13 protein-coding genes are annotated in these 17,100 nt (G+C 72.6%); 6 read left to right on the top strand and 7 right to left on the bottom strand.

From position 1 onward, the window contains the following. The coding region (locus tag E2C05_RS18275; RefSeq protein WP_456306506.1) for a hypothetical protein at positions 1-807 on the bottom strand (807 nt) is incomplete at its 3' end. A 222-nt stretch (positions 808-1,029) separates the two neighbouring features. Here E2C05_RS18275 and E2C05_RS18270 point away from each other — a divergent pair. The 6 genes from E2C05_RS18270 (at position 1,030) to E2C05_RS18245 (ending at position 11,672) form a co-directional block, all read left to right on the top strand. Beyond that, positions 1,030-2,559, top strand: coding sequence for a helix-turn-helix transcriptional regulator (locus E2C05_RS18270; protein ID WP_133221086.1), 1,530 nt, complete (start codon positions 1,030-1,032; stop codon positions 2,557-2,559). A 141-nt stretch (positions 2,560-2,700) separates the two neighbouring features. Beyond that, positions 2,701-2,883, top strand: a complete 183-nt coding sequence (locus E2C05_RS18265; protein ID WP_133221085.1) for a CsbD family protein — start codon at positions 2,701-2,703, stop codon at positions 2,881-2,883. 271 nt (positions 2,884-3,154) lie between these two features. Then, positions 3,155-4,012: a hypothetical protein gene (locus E2C05_RS18260; protein ID WP_207191649.1), complete on the top strand. Its 858-nt coding sequence runs from the start codon at positions 3,155-3,157 to the stop codon at positions 4,010-4,012. Positions 4,013-4,072: 60 nt separating this feature from the next. Then, positions 4,073-4,372, top strand: coding sequence for a CsbD family protein (locus tag E2C05_RS18255; protein WP_133221084.1), 300 nt, complete (start codon positions 4,073-4,075; stop codon positions 4,370-4,372). A gap of 226 nt (positions 4,373-4,598) precedes the next feature. After that, positions 4,599-5,231 (top strand): flavin reductase family protein, encoded by a 633-nt coding sequence (locus tag E2C05_RS18250; RefSeq protein ID WP_133221083.1) that lies wholly within the window; start codon positions 4,599-4,601, stop codon positions 5,229-5,231. A 207-nt stretch (positions 5,232-5,438) separates the two neighbouring features. Beyond that, positions 5,439-11,672 (top strand): choice-of-anchor I family protein, encoded by a 6,234-nt coding sequence (locus E2C05_RS18245; RefSeq protein WP_133221082.1) that lies wholly within the window; start codon positions 5,439-5,441, stop codon positions 11,670-11,672. A gap of 36 nt (positions 11,673-11,708) precedes the next feature. Here the strand turns inward: E2C05_RS18245 and E2C05_RS18240 are convergent, their stop codons facing one another. The 6 genes from E2C05_RS18240 to E2C05_RS18215 all read right to left on the bottom strand — a co-directional run. Further along, positions 11,709-12,704, bottom strand: a complete 996-nt coding sequence (locus tag E2C05_RS18240) for a D-2-hydroxyacid dehydrogenase (protein WP_133221081.1) — start codon at positions 12,702-12,704, stop codon at positions 11,709-11,711. 37 nt (positions 12,705-12,741) lie between these two features. Beyond that, positions 12,742-13,530, bottom strand: a complete 789-nt coding sequence (locus E2C05_RS18235) for a class II aldolase/adducin family protein (protein WP_133221080.1) — start codon at positions 13,528-13,530, stop codon at positions 12,742-12,744. Positions 13,531-13,545: 15 nt separating this feature from the next. Then, positions 13,546-14,436 (bottom strand): amidohydrolase family protein, encoded by an 891-nt coding sequence (locus tag E2C05_RS18230; protein WP_133221079.1) that lies wholly within the window; start codon positions 14,434-14,436, stop codon positions 13,546-13,548. Positions 14,437-14,440: 4 nt separating this feature from the next. Next, positions 14,441-15,232: an enoyl-CoA hydratase/isomerase family protein gene (locus E2C05_RS18225; protein ID WP_133221078.1), complete on the bottom strand. Its 792-nt coding sequence runs from the start codon at positions 15,230-15,232 to the stop codon at positions 14,441-14,443. Positions 15,233-15,259: 27 nt separating this feature from the next. Beyond that, on the bottom strand, positions 15,260-15,547 hold the full coding sequence (locus E2C05_RS18220) for a hypothetical protein (protein WP_133221077.1): 288 nt from the start codon (positions 15,545-15,547) through the stop codon (positions 15,260-15,262). Positions 15,548-15,675: 128 nt separating this feature from the next. Then, positions 15,676-17,100, bottom strand: a 1,425-nt coding sequence (locus E2C05_RS18215) for a sensor histidine kinase (protein ID WP_338045150.1), incomplete at its 5' end; no start/stop codon positions are given.

Genomic DNA, 17,100 nt, shown 5'->3' with positions numbered 1-17,100 from the left:
GGCGCGCCGCGCCTCGGCCAGGCGCCCGGCGGCGCCGTTGACCGCCTGCACCACGCGGTCGAGGTCGCGCTGGCCGGTCGGGGCCAGGCGCGGCAGGTCCTCCGCCCCGGCGCCGGCCAGCGCCGCCTCGATGCGGCGCAGGCGGCCCGCCCAGCCCCAGAGCAGCCAGCCGAGCCAGGCGGCCGAGCCGAGCAGCACGGCGGTGAGCACGGCCAGCGCCACGGCCGCCCGCACATAGGCGGGGCCGCCGAACAGGATCACCCGGTCCATCACCCAGGCGGCGAGGTTGAGCGAGGGCCCCGGCAGCGGGCAGGCGCGCAGCAACAGGGCCTGGGTCCGCGCGTCGTAGCGCCTGCCCACCGGCAGGCCGCGCAGGATGGCGGCCTCGGCCGCCTCGCCGATCCGGGGCAGCTCCGCCGCCGGCACATCCGTCTTCGGCCCGGCGCCCTCATAGGTCGGGTAGGCATAGGCCAGCGGCCCGGCGCCGGCGCGCCAGAGGCCGCCTTCGACGCCGGGCAGGTCCCGCAGGGCGACCAGGGTGGCGGCGGTGAGGGTGCGCAGCACCTCCGGATCCTCCCAGTCGATCCGGGCCGCGCCGGCGGTGGCGAAGCGGTAGCGCTCGGCGATGGCGTCGCAGCCGCGGGCCAGCGCCGCCTCCGCCCGGCGCATCCGTTCGGTGGTGCCGTCGCGGTACAGCGAGACCAGCGCCGCGCCGGCGACGATGGCGGCAAGCAGGAACAGGCCCCAGCAGGCGGCGAACCAGCCGGCCAGCGATCGCGGAATGAACCAGCGCGCCGCGCGTCCCATCCTGGTCGATCACCCCTGCTGCCGACCGTCAGAGTGGAAGCTTCGGCCCGCCTGTCGAGACAACGCGCCGCGTCATCGCCGAAGCCTGATGTTTGGTGCGCGAATCCTTGCGCGCGCGAAGCCGTGACATCCCCTGCCGGACAACCCGCCCGGCGGCCGGGCCTTTCTCCCCGGGATGGCAGGACCGGCGGCGCGCCGCCGCGCGAGGAAAGGGATGCGAGCATGCAGGATGCCGAGGAGGCGCAATTCCCCACCCGGCACCAGGCGGACCACCGCCAGCTGCAGCAGCTCGTCACCGCCCTGACCGAGGGCGTCATCCTGGTCAACCCGGACGAGACCATCGCCTGGGCGAATCCGCGCAGCCTGGAGATGCATGGCGTGGCGAGCGTCGCGGCGCTTGGCCATACGGTGTCCGAGTACCGGGCGCGCTTCGAGCTGCGCTACCGCAACCAGCACCGCCTGCCCGCCGGCGCCTATCCGATGGAGCGCATCCTCGCCGGCGAGGCCTTCGACGAGGTGGTGGTGCAAGTGGCGCCGGCCGGGGAGGAGGAACCGCGCTGGACGCACCGCATCCGCAGCCTTGCCCTGACGGATGCGGAGGGGAAGCCGGACTGCCTGGCGGTGATCCTGTCCGACGAGACGGAGCGCTACGACGCCGAGGAGCGGTTCGAGCGGACCTTCAACGCCAACCCGGCGCCGGCCGTCATCCTGCGGCTCGGCGACTTCCGCTACGTCAAGGTGAATGCCGGCTTCCTCGAGCTCACCGGCCTGGGGCGGGAGGAGGTCGTCGGCCGCTCGCTCTACGAGCGCGACGTGCTGGAGGGGGCGGACCGGCGCGACCTGGCGATCGAGCGGCTGGGCGAGGGCCGCACCATCCCGCAGATGGAGGCCTCGCTGCGGCTGGCCGATGGCGGCAGCAAGCTGGTCATCGTCGCGGGCCAGCCGATCGAGATCGGCGAGGCGCCCTGCATGCTGTTCACCTTCGCCGATCTCGAGCCGCGGCGGCGCGCGGAGGCCCTGCTGCGGCAGAGCGAGGAGCGCTTCGCCAAGGCCTTCCGCCTGTCCCCCGTGCCCATGGCCGTCGCCGAGGCGGGCGCGGCCGGCCCGCGCTTCGTGCTGGTGAACGACGCCTTCCGGCAGGTGCTCGGCCATGCCGAGGCGGAGATCCTCGGCCGCACCGCCGCCGAGCACCGGCTGTGGGAGGACCAGGGGGCGCGGCGGGACTTCGAGCGGCTCCTGGCCGAGACCGGCCATGTGCGGAATTTCGCGGCGCGGCTCTGCCCGAAGGAGGGCGGCGCGCTGGACTGCCTGGTCTCGGCCGAGGCGGTGGACATCCAAGACCGCCCGCATGCCCTCCTCGCCATCCGCGACGTGACGGAGCAGCGGCGGACCGAAGCCGACATCGTTGCCGCGCTGGAGGCGGTGATGCGCGACACCTCCTGGTTCAGCCACACCGTGCTGGAGGCGCTGGCGCGGCTGCGCCGGCCCGGCCGCCCGGGCGAGAAGCCGGGCGCCGCGCTGGCCGACATCACGGGACGGCGGCGGGAAGTGCTGGGGCTGGTCTGCGACGGCCTGGACAACCGGGAGATCGCCCGGCAGCTCGGCCTCTCCCTCGCCACCGTGCGCAACCACGTCAACGCGCTCTACGCCCATACCGATGTGCACAGCCGCGCCGCCCTCGTCGTCTGGGCGCGGGAACGCGGCTTCACGGGGACGTCACCGCCGGTGCCGCGGCGAAAATCCGCCGGATGATGCGGATGGCCCAGCCGGACTGATGCATCCGGCTCTGTTTGCGCGAGCGCTGCCGGCCAAACTCCTGCCCCTGCCGGGCGGATCCCGCGTCCTTAGGTCGTGTGCCGCACCGGCCCAGTCACGGGCAAGAGGAGTTCGACCATGGACAAGGATCGCATCGCCGGCGTCGCCAAGCAGGTAAAGGGCGCGGTGAAGGAAACCATCGGCAAGGTCACCGGCGACACGGCGACGCAGGCCGAGGGCGCCGCGGAGAAGGCGGAGGGCAAGGTGCAGAACAGCGTCGGCGGGGCGAAGGACGCCGTGCGCGACGCCACCGGGCGCTAATGCGGATCGCAGCCGGGCGCGGCTTCCGCCGCGCCCGCCCTGCCACACCCCTTGGCCGCCGGGCGCGGATCGCGGAGCGGCGTGCGCGCCGCGCCGCCCGCCTCCGCCCGGCAACCAGGGCGCTGCCGCGGTGCGGCGCGCATCCATGAGCGCTTCCCGCAGCCGCCCTTGCGGCGTCCCTGCCGACAGGACCTTGCAATCGATGTCAGCCACCAGTTCCGGCCCGCTGGCCGGTCCAACCCTTGCCGCGCGCGCGGCCCGGCCCGGAGAGATGCTTCAACTGCGCCGCGTCTCCTGGGGCGCCGTGCTGGCGGGCGTCGTCGTTGCGCTCGCCGCCGGCCTCACCCTCAACCTGCTCGGCCTCGGCATCGGCGCCACCACCATCGACGCGGCGGCGCGCGACACGCCGGATGCCGGCAGCCTCGGCATCGGCGCCGCGGCGTGGGTTCTCGTCGCCAACCTGCTGGCGCTCGCCCTCGGCGGCTATGTCGCGGCGACGCTGTCGGGCGTGGCGGTTCGCCTGGATGCCGCCCTGCACGGGCTTGCCGTCTGGGGAACCTGCGCCCTCCTCTCGGTCGCGCTGCTCGGCAATGTCGCGGTCGGCCTCGCCTTCTCCGCGGCGCGCGGCGCCTCCAACCTCCTGGGCGGCGTGGCGAGCGGCGTCGGCTCGATCGCCTCGGCGGCAGGGCGCGAGGCGTCCGAGCGCACGGATACCGGCAGCCTGCAGGCCGGCGCGCAATCGGCCCTGCGCCGGATCCAGGATGCCATGGCCAGCGGCGGCGATCCGGCGCGCATGACGCCGGACCAGCGCAAGGCGGAGATCGGCAGCCTGCTCGCCCGGCGGTTGGCGGCGACGAATTTCGGCCAGGCGGAACGCGACCGGCTGACCCAGCTTGCCGCCACGGAGTTCGGCCTGACCCAGCCGGAGGCCGAGGCGCGCATCCGGCAGGTGGAGCAGCAGGCGCAGCAGGCGCTGGCCGAGGCCGAGCAGCGGGCGCGGCAGGTCGCCGATGCCTCCGCCCAGGCGGCGTCGGTCGCGGCCTTCACCGGCTTCCTCGCGCTGCTGCTGGGCGCCGCCGCGGCGGTGACTGGCGCGCGGCGCGGCACCCGCGGGACCGGCGTGGCCTGACCCGGCCGGCATGGCCGGCAACCGAAACCATGAAACGACATTCCTGAACGGAGATTGCAGATGAACGACGACAGCATCGGCGGCGCCGCGCGCGACGCCGCGGGGAAGGCGCAGGACGCCGCCGGCAGGCTCGCCGAGGGCGCCGGCGAGCGCGCCCAGAGCATCGCCCGGCAGGTCGCCGATCGGGCCGGGGATGCGCTGGACGAGGCGCAGCAGGTCACGGACAGGGCGACCCACCACGTCGGGAAGGCGGTGCGGGACCAGCCGGTGATCTCCCTGCTCGTGTCCGCCGTGGTCGGCTACGCGCTCGGCCTCCTCACGCTGGGGCTTGGCGGCGGCGCGCGGCACCGCGGCTGGTAGCGGTGGCCGGCCGGGGCATGTCGCCCCGGCCGGCAGCGCGCCGGCGGCGCGATCCGCGCCCGGTGCGGCCCGGGGCGCCAGGCCCCGGGCGGGTGGAGGCTTCGACGCGGAGGCCGGTGGGAACGGCCGCCTTCGGGATGGAGGCGCGGCGGGCATCGCGGCAGGATGGCGCGTCCTGCCCGCGGCCGCCGCGGCGCAGGCCCCTGCGGAAGGCGTCCCACGCATCATGTTCTACGAACCCCGGCTCGGCCACGGCCTGCCCCATGACCCCTTCAAGGCCATCGTCGCGCCGCGCCCGATCGGCTGGATCTCGACCCTCGGGCCGGGCGGCGCCCCCAACCTGGCGCCCTACAGCTTCTTCAACGCGGTCCATTCCCGCCCGCCCATGCTGGCCTTCACCAGCGAGACGCTGAAGCACAGCGCGGCGAATGCCATCGCCACCGGCGAGTTCGTCTTCAACCTCTGCAGCCGCGCCCTGTTCGAGGCGATGAACATCTCCTCCGGCGACTTCCCCGAGGGGGTGAACGAGTTCGAGGCGGCGGGGCTGGAGATGGCGCCCTGCCGCATCGTCGGCGCGCCGCGGGTCGCCGCGGCGCCGGCCGCCCTGGAATGCAAGCTGGCCAGCAGCATGCAGCTGAAGGATGCGGAGGGCACGAGCCTGTCCGGCTGGATCATCATCGGCGAGGTCGTCGGCGTGCATATCGACGCGGCGTATCTGCGCGACGGCCGCTTCGACACCGTGGCGGCCGAGCCGCTGGCCCGCTGCGGCTACCGCGACTACGCCGCGCTGGGCCAGGTGTTCGAGGCGCTGCGGCCCACCGATGGCGGCACCTACGCCGCCGGGCAACGCGACCGATAGGCACCGGCCGCCGCCGCTCCTGCGGCACCCCGCGCCGCGCGGCGGCGGCCCGATGCGCCCGGCGGAAGGCCGCGCCGCCGGCCGGCCCTGGCGGCGCGGCAACAGCCCTGTCTCGGCACTGTCATCGATCCGCAACCAGACCGTGCGGGATGGCCCAGCAAACCTGCGATTAACAGACCGCCACGTTTTGCCCCGCGCAGGTGACCAATGGCTGGCTACGACATCGCCGCATCCCTGGTTTTCGGTCTGAACACCACCGCGTCCACCCCGGGCAGCGTGGCCGGAGGCGCCGAGGTCACCGCCTACGACCCCATCCGCAAGCTGTCCCTCGTCATGGGACCGAACGGCGTCGACGCCATCGATGCCGCGACCGGCGCCATCCGCTTCGGCATCCCGAAGACGGCGGTCCTCGCACCCGATGGCACCGGGCCGCTCGCCCTCGGTTCGGCGAACAGCATCGCGGTCAAGGGCGACATCCTCGCCATCGCGCTCGATGGGCCTGCCGCCGCGACCAATGGCGCCGTCGCCTTCTTCCAGATGAACGCCGCCGGGACGGGTGCCACCTGGCTGCGTACCGTGACGGTGGACCCGGCCAGCACCCCCGGCCGCGTCACCTTCGCGGTGCCGGACATGGTCACCTTCACGCCGGACGGCACGACGCTGCTGGTGGCGATCGAGGGCGAGCCCGCCTCCAATTACTCGGTCGACCCCGAGGGCGGCATCGGCGTCATCGACGTCGCCACCGGCAGCCTGCAGATCGCCGGCTTCGGCGCCTTCGATGCGCAGAAGACCGCGCTGAAGGCGGCCGGGGTGCGGCTGAACGCCCCCTCCGCAGGCGCGACGCCGGTGGCTGGCGCCGCCACCGTCAGCCAGGACCTGGAGCCGGAATACATCACGGTCTCGGCCGATGGCGGCACCGCCTATGTCACTCTCCAGGAGGCGAACGCGATCGCGGTGGTGAGCCTGGCGGGGACGCCTTCGGTCACCGCCATCCTGCCGATGGGCCTGAAGGACTGGAACCAGCCCGGCGGCCCGCGGCTGGACCCGACCGACCAGGATGGCGGGGTGCGCTTCGCCAACTGGCCGATCCAGGCGCTCTACATGCCGGACGCCATCGCCAGCTTCGCCTGGGGCGGCAAGACCTATCTGGTGACGGCGAATGAGGGCGACTGGCGGGAATACAGCGCCTTCACCGACGTCATCCGCGCCGGCAATGCCGGCTATGCACTGGATCCCGGCACCTTCCCGGATGCCGCGACGCTGAAGCAGGCGGCCGCCCTCGGCCGGCTCAACGTCTCCCGCACCGATGGCGACACGGACAACGACGGCGACTACGACGTCATCGTCACCGGCGGCGGCCGCAGCCTGTCCATCTGGGCGGTCGAGGGCGACAGGCTGGTCCGCACCTGGGACAGCGCCGACATCCTGGACAAGGCACTGACCCAGCTCAGCCCGCCCCGCTACGACGACGGCCGATCCGACGACAAGGGATCGGAGCCCGAGCATGTCACGCTCGGCCGCATCGGCGATACGCTCTTCGCCTTCGTCGGCCTGGAACGGACCTCGGCGCCGAGCAGCGTCGTCATGGCCTTCCAGATCGACTCGCCGACCGATGTCAGCTTCGCCGGCAGCATCGTGACGACCGGCACCGGGTCGCAGCAGCCCGAAGCCTTCACCTTCGTCCCGCAGGCCGACGCGCCGGGCGCCGTCGCCCAGCCCCTGCTGGTCATTCCTAACGAGTCCGCCGGCAATGTCCGGGAGGTATCGGTGAGCACGACCTATACCCTGCAGATCCTGCACGCCTCGGACTTCGAGGCCGGCGTCGAGGCGGTCAGGCGCGCGCCGAATTTCGCCGCCGTGGTGGATGCGCTGGCGCCGCAATACGCCAACACGCTGATCCTGTCCTCCGGCGACAATTTCATCCCCGGCCCCTTCACCGCGGCGGGCACCGATCCCTCGGTCCGCCCCGCGCTGGCCGCCTTCTATGAGCAGCTCTTCGGCCTGGCGAATGGCAGCCTGGCCGGCATCCGCAACGGCACCCTGCCCTTCAACGCGCTCGACATCGCCGTCCTCAACGCCATCGGCGTCCAGGCGAGCGTCCTCGGCAACCACGACTTCGACCTCGGCCCCAGCGCGCTGGCCGCGGCCTTCGACTTCACCACCTCGGGCGGCAACGCCCTCTCGAACATCACCAATATCGGCGCGCAGTTCCCCTATCTCTCGGCGAACCTGAATTTCGCCCGCGAGGGCGCGCTGAGCGGCCTTTTCACCGGCGACCTGCGCGACATCAACACCTACCGCACCACCGCCGCCGACCTGGCGACCCTGGCAGGCATCGCGGCCGAGGCCGCCGGGCGAGAGCTGTCGCCATGGAGCACGGCGACCGTGAATGGCGAGGTCATCGGCATCCTCGGCGTCACCACGCAGATCCTCGCCGCCATCTCCTCGATCGGCAATGTCCAGGTCCTCGACCCCGCCGGCGACGGCGGCGTGGACAACATGGACGAGCTGGCATCGATCCTGCAGCCCTATGTCGACCAGATGCAGGCGCAGGGCATCGACAAGATCGTCCTGCTGAGCCACCTGCAGCTGAACCAGAACGAGCTGCTGCTGGCCACCAGGCTCTCGGGCGTGGACGTCATCATCGCCGGCGGCAGCCATGAGCTGTTCGCCGACGCCACCGACCCGATCGAGCCGGGCACTACCGCCACGAATTCCTACCCGGTGATCCGCACCGGCGCGGACGGCAAGCCGGTGCTGGTGGTGAACACCAGCGCCAACTACACCGATGTCGGCCGGCTGGTGGTGGGCTTCGACGCCAGCGGCGTCATCGACCTGTCCTCCATCGACCCGGCCGTCTCGGGCGCTTACATCACCAGCGATGCCGGCATGGACCGTGTGGCGGGCGACAATGACGGCGTGCTGTCGGCCGCCGAGCGGGCGACGATCTTCGCCGACGGCACCCGCGCCGGCGAGGTGCAGCAGCTGGTCGCGCCGGTGGCGGAGGTGATCCGCGTGAAGGACGGCAACGTCCTCGGCTTCTCCGACGTCTTCCTCGAGGGCCGGCGCAATTTCGTGCGCGGGCAGGAGACCAATCTCGGCGACCTGACGGCGGACGCCAACCTGGCCGTCGCCAAATCCTACGACCTGACCACCCTGGTGAGCGTGAAGAATGGCGGCGGCATCCGCGCCGAGATCGGTCGCCTGGGCGTCGGCGCGACGCCGGAACTGCTGCCGACCGCGGCCAACCCCGAAGCCGGCAAGCCGGCCGGCGGCATAAGCCAGCTCGACATCGAGAATTCGCTGCGCTTCAACAATGCCCTCTCGCTCGTCACCCTGACGCGCCAGGGGATCCTGAACCTGGTCGAGAACGGCCTGGCGCAGGCCGGGCCCGGCCTGACGCCGGGCGCCTTCCCGCAGATCTCCGGCCTCGCCTTCTCCTGGGATCCGACGCGCCCCGCGCTCGACCGGGTAAAGAGCCTGGTGATCACCGACCAGCAGAACAACGTCGTCGACGTCATCGCCCGGGACTACTCCCTGGTCGGCGGCGCCACCGACACCGTCCGCATCGTCACGCTGAACTTCATCGCCCCGGCCAATGCCGCGGCGACCGGTGGCGGCGACAACCTGATCGTCCGCGGCGCCACCGTGTCCGACACCGCGGCCGGCTTGGTTAACGGCCGGCTCGCCGTCTATTCCGACTACGCTGCGCTGAACCGCGTGGATCTCTACGAAGGCTCGGTCACCGGCTTCACCTCGGTCGGCAGCGAGCAGGCGGCCTTCGCGGATTACCTCCGCGCGGTCCACGGCACCCCGGCCACCGCCTTCAGGACGGCCGAGACCAGCCCGGCCCTGGATGCGCGGGTGCAGACCCTGAGCGCGCGGGCGGACGGCCTGGCCGGCGTGACGGCCGTGGCGAATGCCGGCAACGACCTCATCGTCGGCACCTCCGCCAGCCAGTCCGTCAGCAGCGGCGCCGGCAACGACACCATCGCCAGCTCCGGCGGCAACGACACCATCGATGGTGGCGCGGGCTTCGACGTCGCGGCCTTCTCGGTGGCCCGCGCGACGGCGACGGTGGCGCGCAGCGGCCCCGGCAGCTGGACGGTGGCCACGCCGGACGGCACCAGCCAGCTGACCGGCATCGAGCAGGTCCGCTTCGCCGACGGCTCGCTCTACACCACCAGCCAGACGCCCTATATCGTGTCGTCGCAGCCGAATGTCCGCTTCGGCTCGGTGCTCTCGGTCGGCGATGTCGCCGGCACCAAGGCGAATGGCGATCCCTGGCGCCTGGTCGGCATCCCGGACGGGCTGGGTGCCTTCGACAATGGCGACGGCACCATCACGGTGCTGGTGAACCACGAGATCGGCGCGACCGCCGGGGTGGTGCGCGACCACGGCTCGGCCGGCGCCTTCGTCTCCGCCCTGGTCATCGACAAGGCGACGCTCGCCGTGGTCTCGGGCAGCGACCTGGCCAAGACGATGTATCTCTGGGACGGTACGGGCTACACCCAGGCCACCTCGGCGCTGGCACGGCTGTGCTCGGCCGACCTGCCGCCGATCTCGGCCTTCTACGACGCGGCGAGCGGCCTCGGCACCACCGCCCGCGTCTACATGAATGGCGAGGAAAGCGGCGCCGAGGGCCGAGCCTTCGCCTGGGTGGCGAGCGGCGCCGAGGCCGGCACGGTCTGGCAGTTGCCGAAGCTCGGCCGCTTCTCCTGGGAGAACTCGGTCGCCAATGCCAGCACCGGCAGCAAGACGGTGGTGATCGGCACCGACGATGCGTCCGGTGGTCAGGTCTATGTCTATATCGGCGACAAGCAGGCGACCGGCACGACGATCGAGCGCGCCGGCCTGACCAATGGGCAGCTCTACGGCATCCGGGCCGATTTTGCGGCGGAGGCAAGCAGCGGCCAGTCGCTGACCGGCAGCTTCAGCCTCGCGGCGCTGGGCGACGTGGCGAACACCAGCGGCGCCGCGCTGCAGACCGCGAGCGTGACGGCCGGCGTGACCGGCTGGCTGCGGCCGGAGGACGGCGCCTGGGACACGCTGAACCCGAACCGGTTCTACTTCGTGACCACCAACGCCTTCAACGCGCCGAGCCGGCTCTGGGCGCTCGACTTCGCGGATGCGCGGGATCCGGCCAAGGGCGGCACCTACACCGCCCTGCTGGACGGCACCGAAGGCCAGCAGATGTTCGACAACATCACGGTCTCGGCAGATGGCACGCTGATCCTGCTCGAGGATGTGGGCAACCAGCCGCGCTCCGGGCGGGTCTATCACTACGACCCGAAGACCGACATCCTGACGCAGGTCGCGGCGTATGACGTCGCCCGGTTCGGCAATGAGAACACGCCGGCGACCGCGCCCTTCACCCAGGACGAGGAGGCGTCGGGCGTCATCGACGTGACCGACCTTCTGGGCAGCGCCAGCACCCGCGCCTTCCTGCTGGACACCCAGGCGCACTACCCCTTCGGCGCTGCCGGCAGCGCCGACCGCACCGAATTGGTCGAGGGCGGCCAGCTGCAGGTGATGTATATCGACACGCTGGTGACCGGCACCGCCGGCAACGATAATCTCACCGGCACCTTCGTCGGCGAGACGATCGAGGCCCTGGGCGGCAACGACACTGGCCTGGGCGGCGGCGGCGGCGACAGCATCGCCGGCGGCGAGGGCAATGATTCGCTGGATGGCGGCGTCGGCGACGACCTGCTGGATGGCGGCCCGGGCCGCGACACCCTGCTGGGCGCGGCCGGCGACGACACCCTGGTCGGCACCGGCGGCGGCGAGATGATCGATGGCGGCAGCGGCACCGACCTGCTGCGCTTCGCCGCCTCCGGCCAGGGCGTGGTCAGCCTCGTCGCCGCGGGCTCCGGCGACTGGGCCATCCGCCAGGGCGCAGCGACCGAGGCCACGGTGCGCAACGTCGAGCGGATCGACGTCACCGGCGGCCCGCTCGGCGACCGGCTGGATGCCGCGGCCCTGTCCGGCGGCGCGACCCTGCTGGGCGGCGCCGGCAATGATACGCTGATCGGCGGCGCCGGCGACGACCGGCTGGTGACGGGGAATGGCCTCGACAGGCTGGTGGGTGGCGGCGGCGCCGATGCCTTCGTGCTCGCGCCGGCCAATGCGACCCCGGGCCTGCTGGTAGATACGCGTACCACGATCGCGGATTTCGTCTCCGGCACCGACCGGATCGAGATCCTGCTCTTGGCCTTCGACGCGACCGAAGGGCTGCGGCTGGGCAGCCTGGCGGACCAGCCTGGCCGCTTCGCCGCCAACTCCACCGGCCTCGCCACCGGGGCCGGGCCGCAATTCGTCTTCGAGACGGATGTGCGCGCCCTGTGGTGGGACCTGGATGGCACCGGCCCGGCCGCCCGTCAGCTGCTGGCGAGCCTGCCCGCTGCCCAGCTGGTCGCCGGGGATATCTGGCTGGTGTGATGCGGGATGGCGGGGCGGGGCGCCCGCCCCGCCCGGTCAGGGACCCGGGCGCGCCAGGTTCCGCAGCGTCGCGCCCGCTTCCCAGCGCAGCAGGTTGTCGCAGAAGATCGCCGCCACGCGGTCCGGCAGGCCGTCCGAGGCGGCGGCGCTGTGCGGCGAGACGATGACGTTCGGCAGGTCCCAGAAGGGGCTCTCGGCCGGCAGCGGCTCCAGCGCGAAGACATCGAGAAAGGCGCCGGCCAGATGGCCGGACCGCAGCGCGTCCAGCAGCGCCGTCTCCTCCACCACCCCGCCGCGGGAGATGTTCACCAGGTGCCGGTCCGGCGGCAGCAACGCCAGGGCGCGGGCATCCACCAGGCCGCGCGTCGTCTCCGTCAGCGGGCAGGCGAGGATGAGCCAGTCCGTCCGCGGCAGCAGTTCCGGCAGCGCGGCGAAGCCCGCCACCGCGTCGAAGCCGGGCGGGATGCCGGCCGCCGCATCCCGGCGCACGCCCAGGCTGCGCAGGCCGAAGGCGCGGCAGAGCCGGCCGATCTCCTGCCCGATTGGGCCGGTGCCGATGATCAGCGCCGTCTGCCCGGTGACGTCGCGCGGCTCCGGCGCGGCATAGAGCGGTTCCCAGGCGTGGCGACGCTGCGCCGCGGCGATGCGGGGGAATTGCCGCGCCAGGGCCATCAGGCCGGTCACCGCAGTCTGCGCCACCGCCGGCGCGCTGGCGCCGGTGCTGTTGGTGACAAGCAGGCCGCGCGCCAGCATGTCCTGGTACACATGCAGGTCGGTGCCGGCGGAGAAGGTCTGCACCCAGCGCAGCGCCGGCGCGGCGGCGAGGAATTCCACGAAGCGCAGGAAACGCGGGTTCAGCCGGTGCCGCGTGCCGCCGACGAAGAGATCGCGCGTGACGAAGGCGATCTCGGCGCCGACGGGATCGGGCAGCGGTCCCTCCGGCGGCACGGGGACCAGCACGGCATGCGCCGCCGCCTCGCGGATGCGGGGGCCGTGGCGCAGCGCCGCGATGTCGGACAGCAGGATGCGCATCAGCGCCTCCCCGGGGCCGCTGCGCGCATCTGCCGCCTCAGTCGCGGTAGCTGGGGTCGATCCGGTCCAGCTTGCGCAGCAGGGCCGGCCAGTCGAGCACGCCGAAGGGCCGCCGGACATGCGGCTGGTAGTTCATGTAGGTCTTCTCGACCACGTCCTTCGGCACCTGGATCATCGGGCTGTTGCAGGACATCGCCGCGATCTGCGTCCGGCAGCTCAGCTCCAGCCGATGCAGGGCGTTGAACGCCTCGGGGATCGTGTGGCCCACGGTCAGCAGCCCGTGGTTGCGCAGGATCATCGCGTTGTTGTCGCCGAGGTCGCGGACCAGCCGCTCCTGCTCCGACAGGTCCAGCACCACGCCGGAGAAATCATGGTAGCTGACATGGGCGAAGCGCATGCTGGTCTGGGTGTTCGGCAGCAGGCCGCATTCCAGGGTGGAGACGGCCATGCCCGCCCAGGTATGGGTGTGCGCGACGCAATGGATGTCCGGCTTGGCGCGGTGGATCGCCGAATGGATGACGAAGCCGGCGCGGTTCACGCCGTACTGCGTCTCTCCCGGGAAGTCCGGCGCCAGCAGCACATTGCCGTCGTAGTCGATCTTCATGAGCGAGGAGGCGGTGATCTCCTCGTACAGCATGCCATAGGCGTTGATCAGGAAGGCGTCCTCGCCCGGCACGCGGACGGAGACGTGGTTCGCGATCAGGTCGCTCATCTCGTACAGGTCGACCAGGCGGTAGCAGGCGGCAAGGTCGACCCGCGCCTGCCATTCCACCGCGCTGACCTTGTGCCGCATCGAGGGTACGCGCCAGGTGGTGCCGTCGAGCATGGATGATCCTCCGTCTCAGAAACCGTAGAGCCGCGCCGGGTTGTCCACCAGCACGGCGCGCAGCACCGCCGCATCCGGGCACCAGCGGCCCAGCGTGTCGGCCAGGGCCGCATCCTCCGACATCGGCCGGTCGAAATAGGCGATGTGCGGCCAGTCCGTGCCCCAGACGCAGCGGGCCGCATTGGCGGCCAGCAGGGCGTGGGCGAAGGGGTCGGCCGCGGCCCAGGGCGCCTCGGCATGGGTGATGCGGTCGGCGCCGGAGATCTTGGTCCAGGCGCGGCCATCCCGCAGCAGGTCGCAGAGCAGGCGGAAGCCGGGATGGTCCAGGCCGTCCCGCCGCGTGTCGATGCGGCCCATATGGTCGACCACCAGGTCCATCCCATGCGGCTCCAGCAGCGGCAAGGCCTCCGCCAGGTCGCGGGCGTGGATCCAGACCTGCAGGTGCCAGCCCCGCTCGCGGATGCGGGGGCCGAGCGCCGCCAGGCTCTCCAGCCCGACGCCGTTGCGGTAGGTGCGCTCGCCGCCCTCCCCGCGCAGCAGGTTCAACCGCAGGGCCTTCACGCCGGCCGCGGTCATCGCATCCAGGTCGCGGTCGGCGGTTTCCGGCCCCAGCACGGCGACGCCGCGCAGCCGGGCCGGGTGGCGGCGCAGCGCGTCCAGCATGGCGCCGTTGTCGGTGCCCTGGGCGCTGGCGGTCACGATCACCCCGCGGTCGAAGCCCAGCGCGTCGAGATGCGCGAGGAAGGCCTCCACCGGCGCTGCCACCGGCGTGTAGCTGCGGTCCTCGGCCAGCGGGAAGCGGTCATAGGGGCCGAAGACATGCACATGGCAGTCGCAGGCCCCGGGCGGCACCGCGAAGGCCGGGCCGCGGCCGGGCGGCAGGAAGGGGACGCAGGGCCGCGTCACCGGGTCAGCGCCCCTTGAAGGCGGGCTTGCGCTTCTCGGCGAAGGCCGCCGTCGCCTCGCGGTAATCCTCCGTCCCGCTCACCACGCCGACGCAGGCGGCGGCGTAGGTCAGCGCCTCGGGGAAGCTGGACTGCGCGCCCTGGCGGACCATGCGCTTCATCAGCCGGATCGCCACGGTCGGGCCGTTCGCCAGCCGCTCCGCCACCGCCATGGTGTGCGCCATCAGTTGGTCGTCCGGGACCATCTTGTTCACCAGGCCGATGCGCTCCGCTTCCTCGGCGCCGACGAAGTCGCCCAGCCACAGCATCTCCAGCGCCTTCGGCGTGCCGACCAGGCGCGGCAGCATCCAGGCGCCGCCATCGCCGGCGACGAAGCCCACCTTGATGTAGCTCTCGGCGAAGCGCGCCGACTGCGCGGCGAAGCGCAGGTCGCCCATCAGCGCCATGTCCATCCCGGCGCCGGTGGCGGCGCCGTTCACCGCGACGATGTAGGGCTTGTCGAGTTCCTGCAGGGTCAGCGGGATGCGGTGGACATGGTCGACCAGGTACTGCCCGCGCTCCCAGGCCGTCTGCCCGCCGGCGGCGTTCTTCGCCATGCGCTTGACGTCGCCGCCCGAGCAGAAGATGCGCCCCGCCCCGGTCAGCACCACCGCCCGGATGGCATCGTCGCGGATGCATTCGCGCAGCGCCCGCTCCCATGCCTCCAGCATCTCGGTCGTGAAGGCGTTGCCGCTGTCCGGCCGGTTCAAGGTGATGGTGGCGATGCCACCCGTCGTCTCGAACAGCAACTCGCTCATTGCGCTTCCCCCGCCTTGGCGGGAAGCTTAGGGGCGGCTCGCCATCCCCTCAACCCAGGGCGTGGACTGGGCGGCGCGCACGGCGCGGCGCAGCTTGGCGATGCCGGTCCGGACATGGCCGTTGCCGCACAGCTTCTCGCCCTCCGCCGCCAGGCTGCGGGAAGGCTCCTGCCGCGCCGCCGGCAGGGACGCCAGCCGCGTCAGCAGGGATGTGCAGTATTCCGGGCTGTCGCTGGTCACGCGCGGGCCCTGGTCCGCAGATGCGGACACCACCAGGGCAAGCAGCAGGGCCGGGGCGGTCAGGACAGGAGACATCGCGCGGACAGAGTGGCGCCAACGGGGTCAAACCGCGGTTGGCGGAACATGACGCTTCGGTCATACCGACAGGCGAGGCGCCGGCCCGCCCCTGCCGCCGGGCGCCGGCGCCCTGCGCCGGCCGGGCCTCAGGCCCGCGGCAGGCTGATCGTCACGCGCAGGCCGGGCGGAACGCGGTCCGGCACCGCATCCTCCAGGACGATCTCCCCGGCATGCAGATGCGCCACCGCGCGGACCAGCGAGAGGCCGAGGCCGGAGCCGGGCGTGGCGCGCGACCGGTCGGCGCGGAAGAAGCGTTCGCCGGCATGGCTGCGGTCCTCGGGCGACACGCCCGGCCCATCATCCGCGACCGAGACCAGCACCGCCCCCGGCAGCGCCGCCGCGGCCAGCTGCACGGTGCCGCCGGGCGGGGTGAATTTGATGGCGTTGTCCAGCAGGTTGGCCACCGCCTGGAACAGCAGGTCGCGGTCGCCCACCAGGTCCAGGTCCGGCGGCAGGTCGGTCAGCAGCCGCTGGCCGCGCGCCTCGGCCGCCGCCTCGTAGATCTCCGCCGCATCGGCCAGCAGCGCGCCGAGGTCGAGCGGCGCAAAGGCGGCGCGCCGCGCCCCTGCCTCGGCCTCGGCGATGCGCAGCAGCGCCTGGAAGATGCGGCTGATGCCGTCGAGATCGGCGATGCCCTGCTCCACCGCCGCGCGGAGCGAGTCCTCGTCCTCGGAGGTCGCCAGCGCATCCTCCAGCTTGGCGCGGGCGCGGGCGATCGGCGTGCGCAGGTCATGCGCGATGGCGTCGGAAACGCCGCGCACGCCTTCCATCAGGGTGCCGATGCGGTCCAGCATGGCGTTCAGCACCTGCGCCAGCCGGTCGAATTCGTCGCCGCGGCCGGACAGCGGGACGCGGGAGGAGAGGTCGCCGCCGGCGATCGCCGCCGTGGTCACGAAGGTCGGCCGCATGCGCGCCTGCAGCGCGTTGCGGATCAGCGAGGCGCCGAGGAAGGCGAAGAAGATCACCGCGCCGAAGGACCAGAACACGCCTTCGGTCAGCAGGCGGCGCAGCTCGCTCCGCTCGGTCTCGTCGCGGCCGACCAGCAGGCGCAGCCCCGGCAGGTCGATCCGGTGGGCGCGCGCTTCCACCGACAGCCCGTCATGCACCACGCGCGTGCGGAACCAGGGGCCGCTGCCGTTCTCGGCCTTCGGCCAGCTGTCGAGGTTGCCGGCCAGGCGCCGGTCGGTCTCCGCCTCCAGCAGCAGGTAGATGGAATCGCCGGCGACATCGACCGCCAGGCGCTCCTCGATCGACTCGACCAGGCCGGTGGTGCCGGCCTCCCGGAAGCGCTCGGCCAGCGCGATGGCATCGGCGCGGATGGCGGCGTCGGTCTGCCGGTCCAGCGCGCCGGCGGTCGCCCACCACAGCACCGCCACCAGCGCCACGGCGGCGGAGGTGAACATGGCCGCGAAGAGCACCGCGAAGCGGAAGCCGGCGCTCTTCAGCAGGCGCGGCGGGCCGATGCCGGGCGGCCCGCCCGGCCGCAGGCCGGGGCGGCGCAGGCCCGCCGG

This window comes from Paracraurococcus ruber (genome assembly GCF_004353985.1).
GTDB classification, from domain to species: Bacteria; Pseudomonadota; Alphaproteobacteria; order Acetobacterales; family Acetobacteraceae; genus Paracraurococcus; species Paracraurococcus ruber.
This window is presented reverse-complemented; position numbering and strand designations above follow the sequence as displayed.